This window comes from Vibrio sp. Isolate30, from assembly GCF_022397975.1.
Classification (GTDB): Bacteria; Pseudomonadota; Gammaproteobacteria; order Enterobacterales; family Vibrionaceae; genus Vibrio; species Vibrio fortis.
In genome coordinates, this window is the sequence record NZ_JAKEUS010000001.1 from 600,396 (window position 1) to 622,545 (window position 22,150).

General features: G+C 45.9%; 17 protein-coding genes. 6 read left to right on the plus strand and 11 right to left on the minus strand.

Annotated features, from left to right (window positions below; all coding sequences use genetic code 11):
* Positions 1-78: 78 nt before the first annotated feature.
* Positions 79-2,223 (plus strand): GGDEF domain-containing protein, encoded by a 2,145-nt coding sequence (locus L1D60_RS02675; protein WP_239839617.1) that lies wholly within the window; start codon positions 79-81, stop codon positions 2,221-2,223.
* Positions 2,224-2,348: 125 nt separating this feature from the next.
* On the opposite strand, the gene L1D60_RS02680 is transcribed toward L1D60_RS02675, so the two are convergent.
* From L1D60_RS02680 to L1D60_RS02705, 6 genes are read right to left on the minus strand one after another with little or no spacing between them, the layout of a single operon-like run.
* Entirely contained in the window at positions 2,349-4,007 is a 1,659-nt protein-coding gene (locus L1D60_RS02680; protein WP_345772853.1) for a BatD family protein, read from the minus strand.
* Positions 4,001-5,953: a VWA domain-containing protein gene (locus tag L1D60_RS02685; RefSeq protein WP_239839619.1), complete on the minus strand. Its 1,953-nt coding sequence runs from the start codon at positions 5,951-5,953 to the stop codon at positions 4,001-4,003. The genes L1D60_RS02680 and L1D60_RS02685 overlap by 7 nt, the downstream gene beginning before the upstream one ends.
* Positions 5,946-6,923, minus strand: coding sequence for a VWA domain-containing protein (locus tag L1D60_RS02690; RefSeq protein ID WP_239839620.1), 978 nt, complete (start codon positions 6,921-6,923; stop codon positions 5,946-5,948). The genes L1D60_RS02685 and L1D60_RS02690 overlap by 8 nt, the downstream gene beginning before the upstream one ends.
* Complete coding sequence (locus L1D60_RS02695) at positions 6,920-7,387, minus strand: DUF4381 domain-containing protein (RefSeq protein ID WP_239839621.1); 468 nt, start codon at positions 7,385-7,387, stop codon at positions 6,920-6,922. Before L1D60_RS02695 ends, L1D60_RS02690 begins: the two co-directional genes overlap by 4 nt.
* A complete protein-coding gene (locus L1D60_RS02700) occupies positions 7,377-8,309 on the minus strand; it encodes a DUF58 domain-containing protein (RefSeq protein WP_239839622.1) in 933 nt (310 codons plus the stop codon). The genes L1D60_RS02695 and L1D60_RS02700 overlap by 11 nt, the downstream gene beginning before the upstream one ends.
* 7 nt (positions 8,310-8,316) lie before the next feature.
* Entirely contained in the window at positions 8,317-9,273 is a 957-nt protein-coding gene (locus tag L1D60_RS02705; RefSeq protein ID WP_239839623.1) for a MoxR family ATPase, read from the minus strand.
* A gap of 406 nt (positions 9,274-9,679) precedes the next feature.
* On the opposite strand from L1D60_RS02705, the gene L1D60_RS02710 reads away from it, so the two are divergent.
* Both L1D60_RS02710 and L1D60_RS02715 read left to right on the plus strand, forming a co-directional pair.
* Positions 9,680-11,596 carry a methyl-accepting chemotaxis protein gene (locus tag L1D60_RS02710; protein ID WP_239839624.1) on the plus strand — a complete coding sequence of 639 codons (1,917 nt, stop codon included), beginning with the start codon at positions 9,680-9,682 and terminating at the stop codon, positions 11,594-11,596.
* Positions 11,597-11,729: 133 nt separating this feature from the next.
* Positions 11,730-11,927 (plus strand): hypothetical protein, encoded by a 198-nt coding sequence (locus L1D60_RS02715; RefSeq protein WP_032550492.1) that lies wholly within the window; start codon positions 11,730-11,732, stop codon positions 11,925-11,927.
* A 286-nt stretch (positions 11,928-12,213) separates the two neighbouring features.
* Here the strand turns inward: L1D60_RS02715 and malK are convergent, their stop codons facing one another.
* Positions 12,214-13,326 carry a maltose/maltodextrin ABC transporter ATP-binding protein MalK gene (gene malK, locus L1D60_RS02720; protein ID WP_239839625.1) on the minus strand — a complete coding sequence of 371 codons (1,113 nt, stop codon included), beginning with the start codon at positions 13,324-13,326 and terminating at the stop codon, positions 12,214-12,216.
* Between the two features lie 685 nt (positions 13,327-14,011).
* Here malK and malE point away from each other — a divergent pair.
* The 3 genes from malE to malG all read left to right on the plus strand — a co-directional run bounded on the left by malE (position 14,012) and on the right by malG (position 17,749).
* On the plus strand, positions 14,012-15,196 hold the full coding sequence (gene malE / locus L1D60_RS02725; protein ID WP_239839626.1) for a maltose/maltodextrin ABC transporter substrate-binding protein MalE: 1,185 nt from the start codon (positions 14,012-14,014) through the stop codon (positions 15,194-15,196).
* Positions 15,197-15,275: 79 nt separating this feature from the next.
* Positions 15,276-16,847 carry a maltose ABC transporter permease MalF gene (gene malF / locus L1D60_RS02730; protein WP_239839627.1) on the plus strand — a complete coding sequence of 524 codons (1,572 nt, stop codon included), beginning with the start codon at positions 15,276-15,278 and terminating at the stop codon, positions 16,845-16,847.
* An 11-nt stretch (positions 16,848-16,858) separates the two neighbouring features.
* Positions 16,859-17,749 carry a maltose ABC transporter permease MalG gene (malG, locus tag L1D60_RS02735; protein WP_239839628.1) on the plus strand — a complete coding sequence of 297 codons (891 nt, stop codon included), beginning with the start codon at positions 16,859-16,861 and terminating at the stop codon, positions 17,747-17,749.
* A gap of 453 nt (positions 17,750-18,202) precedes the next feature.
* Here the strand turns inward: malG and L1D60_RS02740 are convergent, their stop codons facing one another.
* The 4 genes from L1D60_RS02740 to L1D60_RS02755 form a co-directional block, all read right to left on the minus strand.
* Positions 18,203-18,448, minus strand: coding sequence for a hypothetical protein (locus L1D60_RS02740; protein WP_239839630.1), 246 nt, complete (start codon positions 18,446-18,448; stop codon positions 18,203-18,205).
* 168 nt (positions 18,449-18,616) lie between these two features.
* Positions 18,617-19,111 (minus strand): acyl-CoA thioesterase, encoded by a 495-nt coding sequence (locus L1D60_RS02745; RefSeq protein WP_032550487.1) that lies wholly within the window; start codon positions 19,109-19,111, stop codon positions 18,617-18,619.
* Between the two features lie 301 nt (positions 19,112-19,412).
* Positions 19,413-21,035, minus strand: a complete 1,623-nt coding sequence (locus L1D60_RS02750) for a peptide ABC transporter substrate-binding protein (protein WP_239839632.1) — start codon at positions 21,033-21,035, stop codon at positions 19,413-19,415.
* Positions 21,036-21,251: 216 nt separating this feature from the next.
* On the minus strand, positions 21,252-22,145 hold the full coding sequence (locus tag L1D60_RS02755) for a DMT family transporter (protein WP_239839633.1): 894 nt from the start codon (positions 22,143-22,145) through the stop codon (positions 21,252-21,254).
* Between the last annotated feature and the right edge of the window lie 5 nt (positions 22,146-22,150).

Sequence of the window (22,150 nt, forward strand, 5' to 3'; positions counted from 1 at the left end):
CTCATTTTCACTTACATTGATTGCATATTAAGGCTTAGGTATTTTTGCTACACTCTTACAACCATTGGATGGAAAGTCGTGCCAGTAAAAGCCTTTGCAAAACAAATATCTTCCACTCGCGACCACCGTCTTTTGGCTGACTCTTTGTTCGAATATTTGTCTCATTTATTAGACCCTCAAGGCATTGGGATTTTTGTCGAACCTGCATCCACCTCTACTCGCACACCTATGTACCAGTGCGGTGATCTTTCTTGCTTAAATAGCTACCCCGCAACTTTTTGGTCTTGGGTTTCTCAGTTTGATACTGCTGACGGAGTACTTCCGATGGCCATCAACACCTGTAATTGGGACCACTTCGATGTGTTGGGCGGCGAATCCTTCATACTTATGCTAGACAACTGTCCGAGTTGTCGAACGTATCTGATCATTCAAAACTGTGCCGCTGAAAAGGTTAATCAAACCTTCAGCGATGGCTTCGATGTGTTGCAACTGGCTGCGGCAAGGTGGCAGTGCATACGTGCGGAAAAGAATGCCACCATAGAGATTAAGAACCGAGACACGCGTGAAGCGCAATATCTCGACGAAATTAAGTTAAGAGAGCAGTTCGTAGAAAACATGAAGTTGGTGCATCAAGTCGCACTAGACCTCTCTAATCCAGACTCATTAGATGCTCTTTATAAGGCGTCTGTGGAAGCAGTGAGAGATCGTTTAGGCTTTGACCGAGCAATCTTCATGTTGTTAGATATGAAAAAGCGCTGTTTTAGCGGGACTTATGGCACCGATGAGAACGGCAAAACCAACAGTGAGCACCATACTCAGTACGATCTTCATCAACTAGAAAGTGAATACATTGAAGCGCTCTCTGACGACCATACCAACCTAGTGATCATCGAGCAGGCACCGCTTTATACCGCAGGCCAAGTGGTTGGACAGGGGTGGAATGGCATGTTGATCCTCAGAGAAGGGGACAAACCTGTCGGTTGGATTGCCATGGATAACTATATCAATCGTGCGCCGATAACAGGTTATCAAAAGCAGATGCTGGAATCTTTTGGCTCGTTACTTTCTCAGATTTATATTCGTAAACGGCAAGAGCAGAATATTCGCATGCTGCACTCGAGCATGGTGGAACTCTCTCGTTGCGACAACGTTAGTGCCGTCTGTAAATCTGCGGTGAGCTTCGCTATTAAGCATCTTGGCATTGACCGTTTAGCCGTTTTCTTGACCGACAAAGAGTGCTCTTACATGCAGGGCACCTGGGGTACCGATATTCAAGGTAACATTGTCGACGAATCTTACTATCACTCCGATCTTGTTGAGCGTGACATTGTCGCGGCAGCACGTTCACGCCCTAATGAAGTAGCTTTTGAAGAGTCTGTTCCTATCTACCATGACTACAATATCGTTGGAGTAGGTTGGACGGCGATGACACTGTTAACCAGCAATACTGGCGTACCAATTGCCTTTATTGCAGCCGATAACTTGTTGACCCGCAGCTCATTGACCTCCCAGCTTCGAGAAGTGATTCGTATCTTTGCGTCTAGTTTAGCGGAGGTGCTGCAACGAACCATGGCGCAGGAAGAGTTGAAAGAGCTGAATGAGCGGCTAGAGGAAGAGGTGAAAAAGCGCACCTTAGAGTTGCAGTTGGCTAATGAGCAATTAGATGTCATATCTAAATTGGATCCATTAACGCGCTTAGGCAATCGACGTATGCTGGCACAGGTATTAGACAACTTAAATTCAACTCACTTTGAACCAAGCAGGCCAAATGAAAAGGTGGTGTTTGGACTGATTCTGCTCGACCTAGATCATTTCGGTTTATACAACAGTGTTTATGGTCATACAGAAGGGGATTCAGCGCTGCGCTCGGTCGGAAAGATTTTAAGCGACCATATACTGCACGAGAACGACACTTTTTGTCGTATTGGCGGCGAAGAGTTCATGTTGTTGATGGTTGATACCAGCGACAGTGAAACCAAACAGCGCGCCGACAGTATCAGGCGCTGTATTGAGGAGGCGCAGATCCCTCATAGTGAAAGTTCAACCAGTGATTACCTGACCGCCTCAGTAGGGTTCGCTTCTTTGAGTGCCAGCTTGGATTGTCTTGACTTCGACTTACTCTATGACATGGCTGATAAGGCGCTGTATCAAGCCAAAGACCGAGGGCGAAACCGTGTGGTATCGGCATTTGAGAACAGCCAGATTGAGGCGACATTTTATTAACTAAGCACCGTGCGTCTGTAGACTGTGATTCTATACAAAAGCCCCTGAGTTCCTTTCGAACTCAGGGGCTTCGTCTTGTCAGGGCTCCGTGGTATAGAGTCTGAGTTTAAGCTTGGGACAAGGGCTTACAGTGGTGCAAGTTGTTCACTCGCCTTTTTAACTCGGCTCTGATTAGCAGCGTTGATGGCCTCAATGGCACCCTTTGACGACCAACCAGCTCCCCCATCTGCTTGTGGACCAAAGAGGTGTTGGTTGAGCTGGTCGATTTCTTTTCTCACAGTATTAAGGTGCTGCTGCGGAAGATCGGGATTCTCTTTGTGCCATTGGCTTAGCTTGGCATTTGCCATTAGCGCATCCTTTCTCTGAATCGCGTCGATTAGCTCAGCTTGCGTATCATCTTTGTTGATGACCTTTGGTGTTACTGTGTTTGTCGTACCTCGTTTGCGCCACAAAGTCAGAGCAATCACCGAGGTGATGAGCCATAAAACGGCAAAAAGCGCCGTTAGGTAAGGCCAGATACCTGGTTCTTGAGTCGTTATAACTTCGACGTTATTTGGTTTATCTGTTGATACTGGAACTTGTGCTGGCGCGACGTTGTTACCAGTGACGTTTAAGGTTAACCCGTTAATCTGGCTAGTGGCTTTCTTTTTCGTTTCGGTATTAAACCAAGTTTGTTCTAATCCTGGAAGCTCGACTGTTCCTGAGGATTTTGGAATCAATACTTGTTTGTAGACAACAAGATTGTCTCCTGCATCTGTTTTACCAAATTGAGGTTTTTCTTCATAAACGCGAACACTGTTTGGGTATTCGATATTCACGCTCGGTAGCTGATGAGCTTTGATGCCTTTAGCGCTGACAGTAATGGTGCGAGTTAGTGCATCGCCCGCTTCAAGTTCTAGCTGTTCAGGGGAGCGAGTAAGCCTGGTATCGTTGATGCTCCAAACTTGGTTGATACTTAAATCAGCTGTTGGTAGCCAATTCCCTTGAGCATCACCCGGAATCGATAGTACCTCTACCGGTAGCGTTTGAACGGGAGTATCGAGTTGGAATAAACGCGTTTTGTTCGAGTTATTGGCTGAGTAAACTACGGCACCTGTTAGTTTTGGCCCGCGCAGCTCAAATGTGCCCGCTGTATCGGACGATATCTCAAAGCTCTGTTGAACAACCGTTACTTCTTTGCCGTGGTAGACATCTTGGTACTGCTTTGACTCACCAATAGGTTCAACTTTTAGGCTCGAAGAGCTTGGTGGATCAATTCGCGGATCCTGTAAGCGTCTCGGGTCGGCCTTGATGATCAATTTTACGTCCAAAATTGCCACTTCACCGACATAGAGAGAGTCTCTATTTAGGTCGAGCTTGAACTCAGCCATCTGATCTTGTGTCGGTGCGGCTTTGTTCTGCGCAACATTGATCTGAATCGGTTGAGTCTGTGCCCCTTCGATATCAAAGGCTGGAATGGTGAGCTTACCCAATCGCAATGGTGCCAATGTGATGGTCCACTCACTTGAAACGGTGCGACTGCCGTTAATGATGCGAATCGAAGAGCCAAAGTTAGGTCTGCCGATGTAAAAATCGCTTTCGAGGGCGCTTAAGTCAAGAGCGTCTGAGCTGACTTTTTCATCGGTTGAAACTCTTAATAGAAATACTTCGTCTTTGGTGACTTGATTCTCGCTAACACTTGCAACCGCTGTTGCTGCGTAGGCGGTATGGCTACTGACAATACTGATGAGTAGGGTGAACAGTAGCGTCAAAAATGGTTTATGAATACGTTGCATGGTTACCACTTTTTCGATGGGTTATTCGGGGCGCCTTGTTCTTGCGCTTGTAACATCATTTGAGCTCGAAGCAGACGACTTGGGTCGCGAACGCTCTCCACTTGTTCTAGCTTCCTGCGGTCTGGATCTTGTGATGCATCTGACGGCTGAGCCTGTGCCATTTGAGGCGAGCCTTCGGAGTCTGAATCTTGCTGTTGGGCAGAGGTTGGTGTTGTTGGCGTGCCTGAGCCTTGTTCTTTATCCCCTTCACCTGCTTTAGGTTGGTTAGCATTGCTACTGCTCGGTTGAGCTGATGCCTGTTCAGGTGTTGAAGGTGTTTGGCTGTCACCAGTATTTTTAGGTGTTTGCTCATTTTGGCCAGATGATTGCTGAGATTGTTCATGAGTAGAATCTGATTGCTGCTCTGATTGACCTGATGAGCTTGACGAGCTCTCGCTATTCTGGCCACTTTGACCTTGCTGACCTTGCTGACCTTGCTGACCTTGCTGACCTTGCTGACCTTGCTGACCTTGCTGACCTTGCTGATTCGCTTGATCTTGTGATTGGTCCTGAGCATCATCTTGCTGTTGCTGTTGCTGTTGCTGTTGCTGTTGCTGTTGCTGTTGCTGTTGCTGTTGCTGTTGCTGTTGCTGTTGCTCCAGAAGTTCAAGATTACTCTTCGCAAAGGCGTGGTCAGGGTTCTGTTCAAGAATGCGCTTGTATTCTTCGATTGCGGGTTCGAATTTACCTTGTTGCGCTAGAGCATTTGCGTGGTTGTAGCGCGCACGCTCTGTATCTAAAGTAGATAGCGTGTTTTCCGCATCTTGGTACTGTCCCGCTTGATATTGCGCGACACCTTTCCATTCAGGATCAGTAAACAGCTCTGCTGCTTTCTCAAAGTCGCCCTGTTCATAGTATTGATGGGCTATCTGATCATCTGTACGCCAAGGGTTAGCGAATGCTGGATTTGGTTGAGTAGCCAATAACGCAAAGCCTATTACGCTCCAAATTACGCCCGGTCGGAACAGACCTAAAGCAGGGAATAAAATCAACGGTAGTAGCCAAAACCCTTGATTGACTCTGCTTGTCACCCCTTGCGTCGTCTTCTCAACTTCAGCGGCTAGACTATGAGATTCAATAAACTGAGTGATTGTCTCTATGTCTGAGTTGTCAGCTTGCACCAAAGCAAACGCACCTTGGTTAGATTGGCTGATTGAACGCATGTTGCCGATGTCGCTTTTGGCGATTACGGTTTGACCTGAATCTTGAGTGAGCATGGAACCATTGCTCATCGTAATCGGCGAACCCGCTTTGCTACCAACGGCTAAAACCGACAAACGCCATGGCGTACCAGAGAGAAGTTCATTAATCGCACGTTTTTCATTGTTATCAATGTCGTCAGCGATCAAGATCAGGTCCCCCTGAGAGACGTTGGCACGTTGCAGCATCTCGATACTTCGCTCGACCGCCTTGGCGGCATCAGCACCTTGATAAGGCATAATATCTGGAGATAGGTTAGGAACCAGGTTTGCGATGGTCGCGCTGTCGGTGGTGAGAGGGCTGACTGTATAAGCATCACCAGCGTATGCGATCATGCCGGTCACACCTTCACGCCATTGTGAAAGCATATCCAACGCCTTGTAACGCGCTTGGGTTAAGCGGTTAGGTTTCACGTCGGTGGCGTACATAGACATCGACATATCCATGATCAAAACTCGCGTTTGAGTCTTCTCAAAACTAGGGCGCTCACTAGTACTGAAGCTTGGTCCAGCAAGTGCGATGATGGTAATCATCCACCAAACAGAGAAAAGCGACAATTTACGGCGTGAGTTAACGGATTTCGCTGGGTCGAGGTACTGCGCGATATGTGGCGCGAGCAATCCCTGTTTTTGATTGCGACGCGCTAGGAATCTAATCACGGGCAGTGCAAACAAAGCAAATAACCAAGCGGGATAGATGAAGGTAAAGTTAGACATTGTTTCTCCTAATGACTAACAAAATCAGGGATAAAGCGACGGCAATGGAAAGGGGCCAATGGAACCATTCCTGCTGTGGTCGCCAAACTTTAGTCGCTCCTGATATCGGCTCTAGACTATTAATGGTGTCGTAAATGGTCGCAAGATCTTGGCTGTCACGGGCACGGAAATACTGTCCTCCGGTACGCTCAGCAATCGCCATTAACGTTTTCTCATCAAGGTCTTCCGCGGTGTTTACTTTACGCGACATAAAGAATTCTTTAACAACCATCTCACCGGCACCTACGCCGACAGTGTAAATCGTGGTGTCGAATTTTTTGGCAATATCAGCGGCTTCAAGAGGGTCAAGAACCCCAGCTGTATTGCTGCCATCACTCAACAGAATCATCACTCGTTGCGGCGCATCACTATCGACAAATGTTTTAGTGGCAAGTCCGATGCCATCACCAATCGCCGTTTGGGTGCCAATCAACCTTAAAACTGCTTGATTAAGCTGTTGGCTGAGTGTGCTTCTGTCGAGTGTGAGAGGTGTTTGCAAGTAGGCGTGATCAGCAAACAGCACTAACCCAACACGATCTCCTTTGCGTTTATCAATGAAGTCACTCAGTACATGTTTTACGGCCGATAAACGATCGATGTACTCGCCATTAAACGCCATATCTTCTTTACTCATTGAGTAAGAGAGGTCGACAACCAGCATCAAGTCGCGGTGCTTAGGCTGAAACTCTACCGGTTCACCGAACCAAACCGGCCTTGCGCTCGCCGTGACTAAGAGAACCCATATAAGTGTGGCTAGAATCTTAGGTAGCCGAGTACTCGGTGCTTTACCGCTCGTGTCACTGGGTAAAAAAGGCAGAGTCAGTGTGTCTGTCGGCTTAGCGGCAGGCGCCAAACGATGAACAATCAGCGGTATCGGCAGCAGCAAAAACATCCACCACCACACAAATTCAATATTCAATAAACCATTCATAATTGAACTCTCTTCGGTGGCAATGCATGGCGAACCCAATAGGTGCAGTCATCGACGAGAGCCTTACGAGTAGACAGGTCAATGGCTGTGTGTTCACTCTGGTACAAAGATTGTTGCCAAGCCTCGCTATGGTCGATAAAGCGTGGTGATTTTAATTGCGAATCGAGAAACTGATACCACTGCTCACCTTGTATAGAAGCGACCGCCTCTCTTGGAAAGTAGCTGATGGCTGCTTGGCGAACCGTTGCCAGTGCTTCAGCTGGCGATATATCCGGATTGTTAGTCAATTTCGCGAGTGCAATTTTCTGAATCACTCGATCTTGCTGATGTTTCTGGTAGAGCTTTACCGCAACGATAAGAATCGCAATAACAACCACGATAAGACACCACCAGCCCCATGCGAACGGCCACCAATGTGGAGCGTCAGGTGTAATAACAGGGCTGAGTTCTAATTTAGGCGTCATTCTTACCCCCTGAAATTTGACTCATTAAGGGCTCTGAGCTGGTGATAGAACTGCGAGGAATCGCAAGGCGCAAGCAAAGATCTTTGATCTGCTGCTGGTGCTCCTCAAAAGCGCTTTTTAGTTTGTTCTTCTCTGCTTTCGAAGAGAAGTTAAACCATTGAGTTCGCTGTCCATCACTCACATGTTTCATGCCTTTAAATAGAGTATCCCCTTGCTCTAAAGGGTCGTAGAAATGAACGAAGCGTATCCGGTTATGCTGACGCATTTGATTCAATAGTGAGTAGTCACTATCTTTGCATCGACTGAAATCACTTAAGAAAATGATGTCGCTGCCTTTAGGGCTGAGCCTGTTCAATGATTTGAGCGCCATTGAAAAATCGGTCTGACAAGCAGATTTGGACGATTGTACAGATTGGTTATTGGTGGCAATCAGCTGTTGCAAGATACGCAGTGGGGCATGATGGCTAGAGCTCGGCTTTATTTCTGTCAGTTTCTGACCATCATCAATAACTGCACCTATACGGTCTTTACTGGCAATAGTAAGCCAGCAGAGTTGACTCGCTAAGTGTGCAAGTTGCACCGATTTCAAGAGCAGCGTAGAACCAAACATCATGCTATTCGACATATCCAAATAGAGAATTACCGGTTGCTCGCGCTCTTCTGAGAAAATCTTGGTGTGCGTTTTACCCGTACGAGCCGTGACTCGCCAATCAATGCTACGAATGTCATCACCCGCTTGGTATTGACGGACCTCTGAAAAGTTCATACCTCGGCCTTTGCTGCGACTTTCATGTTGTCCATTGAGCTGTGACCAAAGGCTCTTTGCGGGAGGTAGCCAGCGAACCGTTTGAGCTTTGTATTGCAAAAGCTCATCTAGGTTGAGTAACACACCGTTACTGTGCTGAGGGAGTTGCTGATTCATGTTAAAACTACGCGCTACCAACAAGAGAGATAAGGTGAGTAATCACCTGATTTGGTGAGATACCTTCAGCTTGCGCATGGTAACTACGCAATAGGCGATGGCGAAGTACCGGGAAAGCCATCGTCTGCACATCTTCTGGTGTTACGTAGTCACGACCTGATAACCAAGCATGAGCTCGCGCGCAGCGGTCGAGTGCAATAGTCGCTCGAGGGCTGACACCCATTTCTAGCCACTGGGCTAGCTGTGGGCTGTACTTCTCTGGCTGGCGTGTTGCCATCACCAGTCGCACAATATATTGCTCAATGCTTTCAGCCATGTGTACATTGAGTACTTCTTGTCGTGCTTCGAACACTGATTGTTGCGGTAAAGGTTCTGGCTGAACGGGAGCTTGCCCCTGTGCTTCTCCGCGATTCAATCGAAGGATCGCCAGCTCGCTCTCCATATCTGGATACTCGACATCCAAATGCAGTAAGAATCGGTCTAGCTGAGCTTCAGGGAGTGGGTAAGTTCCCTCTTGTTCAATCGGGTTCTGTGTTGCCATCACCAAAAAAAGTTCTGGTAATGGGTAGGTTTTACGCCCCGCTGTGACCTGTTTTTCCGCCATTGCTTCAAGCATTGCGGCTTGCACTTTGGCGGGTGCACGGTTGATCTCATCGGCAAGAATCAGTGAATTGAAGATTGGCCCAGCTTGAAACGTAAAGTCGCCAGTTTCTGGGCGAAAAATATCCGTTCCCGTCAAATCAGCAGGTAACAGGTCTGGGGTGAATTGAATTCGGTGGAAATCGCCTTCAACGCAGTCGGCCAGTGACTTCACCGCTCGAGTCTTTGCTAGTCCTGGGGGGCCTTCGACCAATATATGACCATCCGCGAGTAGGGCGACCATGAGCTGCTTAACCAGCTCTTGCTGGCCTATGATCTGAGACTCTAAATATGTTTTAAGGGTAGTGAAGGCATTTGAGTGCATGACGTTGTCTCGAGGTATCTTCTAAAAGTTGAAATTTTCTGTTCAGTGACAGTGTATTAGCTACTTGGTTCGGAAATCTAGCCAAAAGTTCCGTTGAATTTTTGGATCTAAGTTTGATGGTATTTAATTGTCTATTTTGCGTGCAGTTTTGTTCAGCGATTGAAGGCGGTTATTTGAGTCGGTGCAAAAAATTAGAAATTAATTATTAAATGAGTAATTAATTTTCCTGCTTATATCGAGGTATTTGGCGGCGCTTTTAAAGATTTTTGTGCTTTTTTATCAAAGAGAATCGTTTGCGGTCATACTATTCGTCGTATCAATAGTGGCCTTAGCAATGGTTAAAGTATTTGATACTGTGGTCGATATAGAAGCGTTACAGTTTTCCGGCCAATTTAGGGGCACAAACATGTTCAAATTAAATTCAATGAGTATTAAGCAAAAAGTGGTTGCAGGGATCACCTTTGCAGTACTAGCGTCAACCGTGATTGTTGGAGCAATGGCACAGCGCCAAGCTAGAGATGTATTAAGTCATCGATTGATTGATATCGAATTACCGGGCTTGCTCGAGCGTATCAATGGCGAAGTTGACCGAGAAGTGTCGCAGCTATTATTGGCGGCGGAGCAAGTAGCATCTAATGAATTCATTGCCGACGCGATTGCAACAACCGATCGCGACCCAAACATTGAAGCAAAACTCGTTAAACAACTGAATAACGTTCGTAATCAATATCAATTAAACGACGCGTCAGTTGCCAACCGAGATACAGCTTACTACTGGAACCAGAACGGATTCCTGCGTCAGCTAAACCAACAACAAGACGGTTGGTTCTTTGGCTTTACTCAATCGGGTCAGCCGACCATGGTGAGCATGTTCCAAGAAGCGAATGGTGAAGTGAAGATGTTCGCCAACTATCAGCAGCCTAATGGCACAGCAATGTCTGGCTTGTCTAAATCTATGGATGACATGGTGAGCTTGTTGAACAGCTTCAAAATTGAAAACACCGGTTTTGTCTTTTTAACTGACAGCCAGGGTGATGTACAAATTCACCGTGACAGAGCGCGCAGCGATTCATCTTTACAGCAGTTATATGGTGCACAAGCGAGCCAACTGTTGAATAAGTCTGGCTTTAACTTGATTACTACAGAATACCAAGGTCAAGAACTGTTTGTGGCGAGCCTTTATGTTTCATCAATGGATTGGTTCGTTATCGGTGTGGTGCCAACGTCAGAAGTGTTTGCTGAGCTTGATGCAACGGCACAGAAGATGCTGATCATGACAGTCGTTGTTGCTCTAGCATTTATCTTCATGGGCTTCTTGCTAGCCAATAGCATCACCAAACCAATCAAGCTTCTTTCTGAGCGTTTCACTGATCTGGGTAAAGGCGATGGTGACCTATCACAACGTATTGAAGTGAAAGGTAACGATGAGATTGCACAACTGTCGGCAGGTTTTAATGGTTTCATTGAGAAGATTCACTTGTCGATGAAAGAGGTGTGTGAAACCAGTCAAGCGCTTCAAGTTGCGGCTGAAAGCGTATCAAGTAAAGCGCACATCACTCATGACAACAGCCAAGAGCAGCGTGACCAAACCATTCAAGTGGTAGCGGCAATCAACCAGATGGGTATGACCATCAGTGAGATCGCTTCTAACGCAGCAACAGCAGCAGAAACAGCAACACACGCGTCTGACAATACTGAAGTTGGTCGTGAAGTGGTTAACAAAGCGAAAGATGCGATCAGCCGATTGGCGCAAGACATCGAGAGCACTGGTCAAGTGATTGAGCAGCTAGCGTCAACCACACAAGACATCGGTTCTATTCTGGGTGTGATTCGTGACATCTCTGAGCAGACTAACCTACTGGCACTTAATGCTGCGATTGAAGCGGCGCGTGCTGGTGAACAAGGTCGTGGTTTTGCGGTAGTGGCGGACGAGGTTCGTAACCTAGCAAGCCGTACTGCAGATTCAACGGAAGAGATTCAAAAGATGATCAACCAGTTGCAGAGCGATGCTAAAGATGCGGTGACTGCAATGAGCGCTGGTAAGATCATTACGATGGAAGGCGTGACAGCTTCTGATGAAGCGGTTGAAGTGCTAGGCGGTATCTCAGATCGAATCCTAGATATCACAGATCGTAATACTCAGGTAGCCACCGCGACTGAAGAGCAGTCAACCGTGGTTCACACCATCAACCAGAATATTGAAGAGATTAACGCGATCAACGAAGTGACGACTGGAACGGCAGAGCAACTGGCTGATGCTAGCCAAGAATTGCGTTCGCTCTCTTCTCGTCTCGATAAGATGGTTGGCTCATTTAAGCTTTAAGCTTTTAGTTTTAAAATAACTATTTGCGTATCGGCCTTGTCTTGGTTTTACAGGGCAGGGCCAAAGCACCTAGCATCATTGCCTAGAAATGAGTAAAATTGTCTGAGTATTAATGTTTAGGTAAGAAAAAATCATGAGCGATTTTGAAAAAGAACTTGAGCTAATGTCTCAAGAGATGGGCGACGAGCCAGAAGTGAAACTACCGTCACTAGAAGAGCAAAAGGCCGTTGTTGCGGAGCTTAAGCGTCTAGAAGCGGAAGGTAAACTAACACCAGAAGTACTAGAAGAGCACTTCGGTAAGTTCAACCAAAAGAACACGCCAATCCATTAACCTGGTCGGTGTACGGGGAAAGCCCCGATGAATGATAAAGGTCTAGCGAACGCTGGGCCTTTTTTGTAGTCGCTGATTTAGATCATTGATGGCGTCGTGTCAGTAGATCTGGTAACTCGAAGATGAACACCAAACATGAACATTAGTGCAGACTATTGTTCAATAGACCTCAGAAACAAGTTCCTCATAACACTTCTTTGCTCAAGATAAAAAAAATCCCTCTCGAGGAGGGATTTTGACAGGGCAATTTATTCTTAGAAACAGAGCTCGAATTTGAGGTCGAGGCTTACTCTGTACCTTTCTCTACGTGTAGACGACGACACGCTTTACCATCGCTGTGAAATAGGTGACAGCGGTGCGCTGGGATACCGATAGCAAGCTTATCGCCTACTTCTACGTCTAGCGTATCTGGTTGACGGAAAATAACGTCAGCATCCGCGCTCTCTAGGTTTAGGTAAACTTGAGTTTCGTTGCCTAGCTTCTCAACAATCATCACTTCGCCTTCGATGGTTGCATCGCCGTTCTCAGCAGACAGCAAGTGCTCAGGGCGAACACCCAGTGACATACGGTCGCCAACGTTAACGGTTGTGCCATCTACAGGTACCCAGAAAGTCATGCCGTTTGAAAGTTGAACCATCACACGCTCAGACTCTACAGCTTCAATGTGTACAGACATGAAGTTCATCTTAGGTGAACCGATGAAGCCTGCAACGAAGCGGTTTTGAGGGTAGTGGTATAGGTCAAGAGGCTTACCTACTTGAGATACGTAACCGCCATCAAGCACAACGATTTTATCTGCCATCGTCATTGCTTCTACTTGGTCGTGCGTTACGTAAATCATGGTACAGCCAAGCTGACGTTGTAGCTTTGTGATTTGAGAACGCATTTGAACACGAAGCGCCGCATCTAGGTTAGATAGAGGCTCATCTAGTAGGAATACGTTTGGTTGAGAAACCAGAGTACGACCGATAGCAACACGTTGACGTTGACCACCAGAAAGCGCTTTTGGTTGACGCTCTAGTAGGTGGCCTAGCTGAAGGATTTCAGCGGCATGCTCAACACGTTTGTCGATCTCAGCCTTGTCCGCTTTCGCTAGTTTAAGACCAAAAGACATGTTGTCGTATAGGTTAAGGTGAGGATATAGAGCGTAAGATTGGAATACCATGCCCACGCCGCGCTTAGATGGCTCAACGTCGTTCATACGTTCGTCGCCAATGTATAAATCACCTGAAGTGATATCTTCTAGACCTGCGATACAGCGTAATAGTGTCGATTTACCACAACCTGATGGTCCAACGAATACTACAAACTCACCTTCGTTGATCTCTAAGTTTACGTCCTTAGAAATCTGTACATCACCATATGATTTATAAACGTTTTTTAACGTGACACTCGCCATCTAGCTCGTCCTCGATCGATCAAATTTTAAAATTTACTGCTTATCATTATAAGAGATTATTGGGTCAGCAGTAACTGTAGGAATTGGTAAGTATTGAGTGTGTAAGAAAAAACGGGTGTGTTTGGTGGCTTCAACAAATTGTCAATCCAACCAAACACACCCTCATAGCCAAGCAGATGTCTCTTTCCCCCACATCCAGCTAAACCTCCCCCGTGATTCCATCACTGGTTTAGCTTGATGCTTAATTTAAGACAAAAGCGGGCAATGCAAGCCAACAAGTATGTTCGGTCTTTATAAGAGCAACAAACAATTGCCGGTAAAGGGTTCTTACTATCCACTCTTGGATGACTGCAGTTTCGGTGAATCCAAGAAAGAGTACATCCTCCTAATGCAAAATTAACTAGGGGGAGTAGGAGGGGAGGAGTAGATATAAAGGGTGAAAGGGAATAAGCGATCCACTTCAAATAAATTCATTGGATAACGGTGATATTGATCACGGTGCTTACGCGTTTTGTGATTTCGCTCTCTAATCCGACCCGATGGCGATCACGAATTTAAGCCATAATAGCTGGGGCGTAGTGGCTAGGATGATGAGCTTAAGACGGTTTTTTCAGATCATATCTATCGAAAACTGGCTCGTCTTAAATGAATGCGCCCTACGTATAAATATAAAAAGGATATTAACATGAAAAACGCTCTAAGCGCTGTAGCTCTAGGTACAATAGTTGCTCTGGGTTCTTTCGGTGCAAACGCTGCTATCGAAGAAGGTCAACTAACTATCTGGGTAGGTGGTGATAAAGCTTACGAAGGCATGGCAGAAGTAGGTAAACGCTTTGAAGAAGATACAGGCGTAAAAGTTACTGTTGCTTTCCCTGACAAACTAGAAGAGAAGTTCTCTCAAGTTGCAGCTGCAGGTGATGGCCCAGACATGATTTTCTACGCACACGACCGTTTCGGTGGTTTTGCAGAAGCAGGTCTTCTTGTGGATATCAAACCTTCTAAAGAAACAAAAGAAGGCATCGTAGACTTCGCATGGGACGCAGTGTCTTACGAAGGTAAAACAATTGCATACCCAGTAGCGGTTGAGTCAGTTTCTCTAATCTACAACAAAGCACTTATCAAAACGCCACCTAAGTCTTGGGAAGAGATCCCAGCACTTAACGCTGAGCTACAAAAAGACGGCAAGAAAGCGATCATGTGGCCTCTACGTGGCGGCGCATACTTCACATGGCCTCTACTTGCTGCTGACGGCGGTTACGCATTCAAGCAAGGCGCTGAAGGCTACGACATCAAAGACGCTGGTGTAGCAACAAAAGGCGTTCAAAAGTCTCTTGGCTTCATCGAGAAGATGGTTAAAGACAAAGTGATCTCTGCTGACATGGACTACTCTGTAGCAGAATCTGAGTTCGTTGCAGGTAACGTTGCAATGACAATCAACGGTCCTTGGGGCTGGGCAAACATCGAGAAATCTGGCGTAGATTACGGTGTTGCAACGCTACCTAAGTTCAACGGTAAAGCATCTAAACCTTTCGTTGGTGTATGGGCTGGTGGTATTAGCACTGCGTCTCCAAACCGTGATCTAGCGGTTGAGTTCATGGAGAACTACCTACTGACTGACGAAGGTCTTAAGAGCCTAAACGACGACAAACCACTAGGTGCTGTAGCGCTTAACTCTTTCCAACGTCAACTAGACAGCGACACTCGTATCGCAGCAACAATGGACAACGCGATGAACGGCGAAATCATGCCTAACATCCCTCAGTTCACAACGTTCTGGTACAGCATGGAAGAGGCAATTGGTAACGTAGTTGACGGTCGTCAAACTGTAGACCAAGCTCTTAAAGCTGCTGAAACACGCATGACTAAATAATATCGACGAAACACCCTTTTAAGGAGGGGGCAACCCCTCCTTACTTTTCTATTTTTATATATCGCTAGCAGGTTCCTCTATGCAGTCAGTTCAAGGTACAGATGCTATTCCAGCACCAACAAGCCTTCCAGGAAGTAAAAGCGTCTTCATTAAGTGGGGATTGCTTGGTAGCGTCGGCTTAATCAATGGCTACGCTACAATCCTAATGTATTCTCGCGGTGAGCTCGCATTCGCGTTGCTTACAGTGATCCTAACGGCTTTAGCTCTTTACGTTTTCGGTAGCAAGAAAACTTACGCACACCGTTACATCTACCCTGGTATTGCCGGAATGATTCTTTTCATTCTCTTCCCTTTGGCATATACCGTCGGTCTTGCGTTCACTAACTACAGTGCAAAAAACCAACTTTCGCTTGAGCGTACACAAACTGTCCTCATGGACCGTACGTTCCAAAGCGGTGACAGCTTCCCATTCACTCTGTACAAAACAGATAATGGCCACCAAATCGTGGTTAAAGATGGTGAGCAACTTCTCGCGACTGAAGAGTTCTCGTTAGACGGCCTGAACGTCAGCGATATGGATCTGAAAGCGATCGACTCTGCTCAAGGCGAAAAAGAGAAGATCAAAACCATCATCCAAAATCGTACTGCAATCAGTGCTGTTGATTTCCACCTACCATCAGGTGAAGACATCCGCATGAGCGGCCTACGTAAGTTTGCTGCTGTGGTTCCGCTATACACAATGCAAGACGATGGCGAAACGCTATACAACAACGAAACGGGTGAAACTCTAAAACCAAATATGGAAGTGGGTTTCTACCAGCCAGTTGATGAAAACGGTGCATTCGTTGGTAACACCATCTCTCCGGGCTTCGTAGTTGAAATCGGTACGGCTAACTTTGAGCGTGTTTGGAAAGACGAAGGCATCAAAGAACCGTTTATCAGTATCTTTATTTGGACGGTTGTATTCTCGATTTGTACTGTAGCCTTCACTCTGGCGATTGGTTTGATTCTTGCGAACATCGTACAGTGGGAAGAGCTGAAAGGCCGTGCAGTTTACCGTGTTCTACTGATTCTGCCTTACGCAGTACCAGCGTTTATCTCAATCCTTATCTTTAAAGGTTTGTTCAACCAGAGCTTTGGTGAAATCAACATGGTGCTAGAGAGCATCTTCGGTCTGAAGCCGAACTGGTTCTCTGATCCAATCCTAGCGAAGACGATGGTGCTTATCGTAAACACATGGCTAGGTTTCCCTTACATGATGATCCTATGTATGGGTCTGTTGAAAGCGATTCCTGATGACCTATACGAAGCGTCTGCGATTGATGGTGCGAACTTCATCGATAACTTCAAGCGCATTACCTTCCCGTTGATGATTAAGCCACTAACACCGCTACTGATTGCAGCATTCGCATTTAACTTCAACAACTTCGTAATGATTCAGCTGTTGACGAACGGTGGTCCAAACATGATTGGTACTTCTGAACCAGCGGGTTACACAGACTTGCTTGTAAGCTACACGTACCGAATCGCGTTTGAAGGCGGCGGTGGTCAAGACTTCGGTCTAGCAAGTGCAATCGCAACGCTTATCTTCCTACTAGTAGGTGCCCTAGCGTTACTAAACCTTCGTTTCACTAAACTGTCTCAAGATTAAGGAGCACGACAATGGCTATGGTACAAGGTAAAAGCCTAAAATACCGAGTGTGGGCAACGCATATTGCGCTGTGGTGCTTCCTAGCACTGATTATCTTCCCACTATTGATGATCATCGCGATCTCATTCCGTGAAGGTAACTTTGCAACAGGTAGCTTGATTCCAGAGAACCCATCACTGGAGCACTGGAAACTGGCACTGGGTATCCCAGTAACGAATGCCGATGGTTCGGTAACACCGCCTCCATTCCCAGTACTAACTTGGTTATGGAACTCAGTAAAAGTTGCTGGTATCACATCAATCTTGATTGTGGCACTGTCTACAACATCGGCTTACGCATTTGCTCGTATGCGCTTTAAAGGCAAAGAGACAATTCTAAAAGCGATGATGATTTTCCAGATGTTCCCAGCAGTATTGGCACTGGTTGCAATCTACGCGCTATTCGACAAACTGGGTCAGTACATTCCTTTCCTAGGCTTGAATACGCACGGTGGTCTTATCTTCTCTTACCTTGGGGGTATCGCACTGCACGTTTGGACAATCAAAGGTTACTTTGAAACAATTGATAACTCTCTAGAGGAAGCGGCAGCACTAGACGGTGCAACGCCATGGCAAGCATTCCGATTGGTACTACTACCACTGTCTGTGCCAATTCTAGCGGTAGTATTTATCCTATCGTTCATCGGGGTTGTTGGTGAGGTTCCGGTTGCGTCTATCCTGCTTTCAGATGTGAACTCTTACACACTAGCGGTTGGCATGCAGCAGTACCTATACCCACAAAACTACCTATGGGGTGACTTTGCGGCAGCAGCAGTACTATCAGCTCTTCCAATTACAATTGTCTTCCTACTAGCACAACGTTGGTTAGTTGGTGGTTTGACGGCAGGTGGTGTAAAAGGATAAGCTAGAGCTTATAAGAAAGACAAAGAGCGACCGCAAGGTCGCTCTATATTGGCATTTTTATTACATCATTTGGTTTGGCCGCCGATCAGTAATAAAAATAACCCTCAGGTTACGCATAGCTGGCTACTAATCAGGTTCCTTACGCTATTCAATGATTAGTGGTTTTTGTAACTCTAACCCAAGTATTTACTTGGGTTTTTTTATACCTGTTAGAAATCACATCTCTAATGACTAGTCACATCCTCTGTAGCGAGTCACAGAGCCAGTATAAGTAGGGAAAAGGGAATTGATACTTTGGTCAAAGCCTGCTGCGTGAGACTTCAATGAAAGTAATGCAACAATGATTCGTGTTGCATAAAAACTGTATGGCAAGGCAATTTTGAGATAAAGCGAGCTAGAGGAATAGGTGCTTATCAATAGTTCGCTATTTATAACTTGCTGAAATGTATTGGGTTAAAGTTCTCTATTGGAAGGAGCGCAACCTAGGTGTTGTAGTAATACGTAGATACTCTCTTGGTCTAATGCGACGCGTCTGAAGAGGTCTGCGAAGGTGTTATCACCGCCAAAACACGCTTGGATATAATGGTTAATCTCTTCGTTGTTATAGCCTTCTACATACAGGGTCCTGACCCATTGATACTCAACCGCTTTTAGGTTGTTAAGGGTTGATTCACTCAAAGTAGTGCGCGTGACGCTCAAGAGTTGCTCCAGAAATACGTTGGTGTCCATGTAAGATGGCAGTATTTAAGCAGAGCTAAATGACGACTTTATTACAGTTATAATATTTTACAGCTTGGATAGTTATGGAAGATGTAAGTTGAGGAAGGGGAGTCACGCACTTAAGAGTAAAGTGCGTAACCTTAAGAATTACTTCAAGTATTTAACGTGCGCTTCCATCTCTTCACCGATTTCTTTGCGCATGTTCATTAAGCGAACAGCAGAGTCTCGCAGTTCGATGTCTTCTTGAGTCTCTGGTACCCATTCTGGCACTTTGGTTGGTAAGCCATTTTCATCAACCGCAACCATGATAACAATACAGTGAGTCGTGAGACGGTTGTTGAGTTCTTTAGGATCACTTGCTTGAACATCAATAGCGATATGCATTGATGAAGACCCCGTGTAGATGACTTTTGCGCTAACTTCGACCAAGTTACCCACGTGAATTGGCGCTACAAATCGGATACCACCTGCGTAGGCGGTGATACAGTATTTGCCACTCCAACCTGCCGAACACGCATAGGCCGCTAAGTCGATCCATTTCATCACGGCACCACCGTGAACTTTACCACCAAAGTTGACATCTCCGGGCTCAGCTAAAAAGCGCAAAGTTACGTCGCGTTTTCCATTTTGACTACTGCTCATCTCTAGTCCTTTTAATTATTATCTTGGGCTGCAACAACTATGTTACTAACCAATAACATATACTTTAGTCGTAGGAATTAAAAGTAGAGTTTGCGGGTTGAGCGGGGAAATATTGGGGAGATAGGTATTGTTAGAATTAACTGATACAGATATGAAAAAACACCGAGTTTTGAGCTCGGTGTTTTTCATATTGGGGCTAATATCCTAGCCTCTCGTTTTGTATGCCAACTGACCGTTGAGTATTTGGTCAATTGAAGTCTATATTATATCGAATGGTGTATTATTACTAGCCATCTATTGGTTATTTTTCGATAAAATATAGGTCTTTCGCGTAGATGTTTCCTTTAGGATTATTAACCGGTAGACCTTTCAAAGAGTTACGTACCAAACGAGTGTGGTTGTAGTGATAAAGAGGAATGACTACAGCTGAATCGTTGAGTAACTCCTCAGCTTGTTGGTATACCTTGAAACGCTCATCTTGCTGGGTAATCTGGCTCGCTTGCTGCATCAGTTTATCGAATTCTGGGTTACAGAATCCGCTTTCATTAGAGGTGTGACCGCAAGTAAAGCCTTCAAGCAACGCAGAGGGCTCTGGATAATCACCAAACGCCCAAGAGCGTGCTAATTGGTAGTCACCAGAACTTTTTGCCGATACATAGGCTTTCCATTCCATGTTTTCTAGTTCGACCTTCACCCCTAAAGGCTTCCACATTGAGGCGATAGCAAGCGCGATCTTCTTGTGGTTCTCGCTAGTGTTGTAAGTCAACGTAAACTCAAGTGGATTATCTTCGGTATATCCGGCTTCTTGTAGAAGTTGTTTGGCTTTGCTCAACCTTTGGTTTGCGTCTAACTGCTTAAAATCTGCTTTTGGTGCTTGGTAGTTTGGAATGTTGCTTGGTGTCACGCTGTACGCTTCTGGCTCACCTTGCCCTGTGATCTTATCAACTAAGATCTCGCGGTTCACCGCCATGCTTAATGCTTGACGAACTTTTACATTATCGAAAGGAGCTTGGCGCGTGTTAAACGAATACACATAGGAGCCGAGCAGAGCTTGGGCCTTGATTTGCTCTGGACTCTCTTTAATCAGCTTCTGGTAATACTCAAGCTGGACACGGTTGGTCATATCAATTTCGCCGGATTGATAACGAATTAACTCTGCATTTTGAGACGATAAACCAAGGTAAGTTACGCCGTTGATCACGGTCGCACTGTTGTTCCAGTACTTAGGATTACGCTCGACTTTAACATACTCGTTTGGTACCCATTCTGAGAGCGTATAGGCCCCATTCGTTGCGATATTTTCTGCACGTGTCCAACGATCACCTTTCTCTTTAACCAGTTCACTTGGAACGGGGAAGAAGGTTTTAATACTCATTAAGCTCATGAAGTAGGGAGTAGGTTTACTTAAGCTGATTTCGACAGTCAGTGGGCTGAGAGCTTTAATTCCCAGTTCTGAAGGGGCTTTGTCGCCAGCGATGATCTCCTCTGCATTAACCACATTAGCTGTTTTGAACACAAAGCTAGTGTTATTGCCTGTCTTTGGGTTGACTGCACGTTGCCACGCAAATACGAAGTCATCAGCTGTAACGGGTGAGCCATTTGACCACTGAAGTCCTTTTTTCAGAGTAAAGGTGACGGTTTTGCCGTCATTGCTGAAATACCAATCTTGAGCTTGTCCTGGGATGATTTGTCCGTCGCGATTCTCAATCACGAAGCCTTCGAACATGTCATTGACGATAATATCTCCCGGCATGCCCGAGTTAACAAACGTTGGATCTAATGTGTTGGGCTCTGCACCATTCCCGCGAACAAAATATTGCTCGTCGGCGAGTAAGGTATCTGATGGAACCTGTGCAGCGATAACAGAAGTAGAACCTAAAGCTAATAGAGTAGGGAGGACGATAGATAGGGGTGATTTAGTCATTGTAATTCCTTTACGACTTAAACAGAACTTTATGCATTAAAAAGGAATAATTACAATATTGCAACAAATAGTAGGGTTATTAATCATTGATAACAGTATGGAGTTCTAGGCTAAATAAGAGAGAAAAAGCGAAACAAACGCTGCGGCTCATTTCGCTTCTGAAGGTAAGTATATTGGAGCTACATTCGCCTCAACTTGAAGCCTGAGTGTTGAATGCTAACCCTGCTGAGGAATAGCCGCTTTGACCACTTGCTTCCTTTTGATTTGCGCCATGATCACCCCAGAGATCACCATGATGCCGCCCATGAAGTGGTAGTCATGTACTGTCTCGCCAAGCCAAGTTGCAGCGAGAACGACAGCAACAACTGGTAGTAGGTTCATAAACATAGCACTAGAGTCGGCTCCAATTGCGTCGATAGCTTTTACCCACATCCAAGGTGCCAATACCGACGCAGCGATTGCGGCATAAGCGATGAGTGGCAGTGACGCTTGAGAAGGCATAAGTTGCTCACTGGTCAACCATAATGGCGTTAACATCGCGACTGCAAATAGGCCCTGCATGTAGATCACCACCCAGTTGCTTACAGGCATCTTCCAACGTTTAAGTAGTACGCAGTAAGAGGCGTAGACGAAGGCTGCAATCAACATGTAGCCATCACCTTGGGTAAGTTCTTGGTGCAAGAAAAACAGTGGGTCGCCTTTACCTAGCATGAAGGCTAAGCCAGACAACGACAGCACACCACCGACAATACTCAGCCCTGAAATCGACTTGTGCAGCAGTGGAACACTTAAAAATACGCTGATCAACGGTACCAATGAGGTGATCAATGCCATGTTTGACGCGCTGGTGGTGAGTCCTGCGTAGTAACCGAGAGATTGGTTCAACACCATTCCTAATAAAGCCAGAAAGGCTAGCTTAGCAAGGTTAGGCTTAATCGCCGGCCACTGTTTAATGGCGCTCGGCAGACAAAAAGGTGTAAGAAGAAGCATGGCGACAAACCAACGGAAAAAACTCATTGCGCTTGGTTCGATAACACTCGCCGCCATCTTATTCACAATGGCATTGGCACCCCAAATACAAACAGTAAAAAATGGCAGAAGATATGACATGTGAA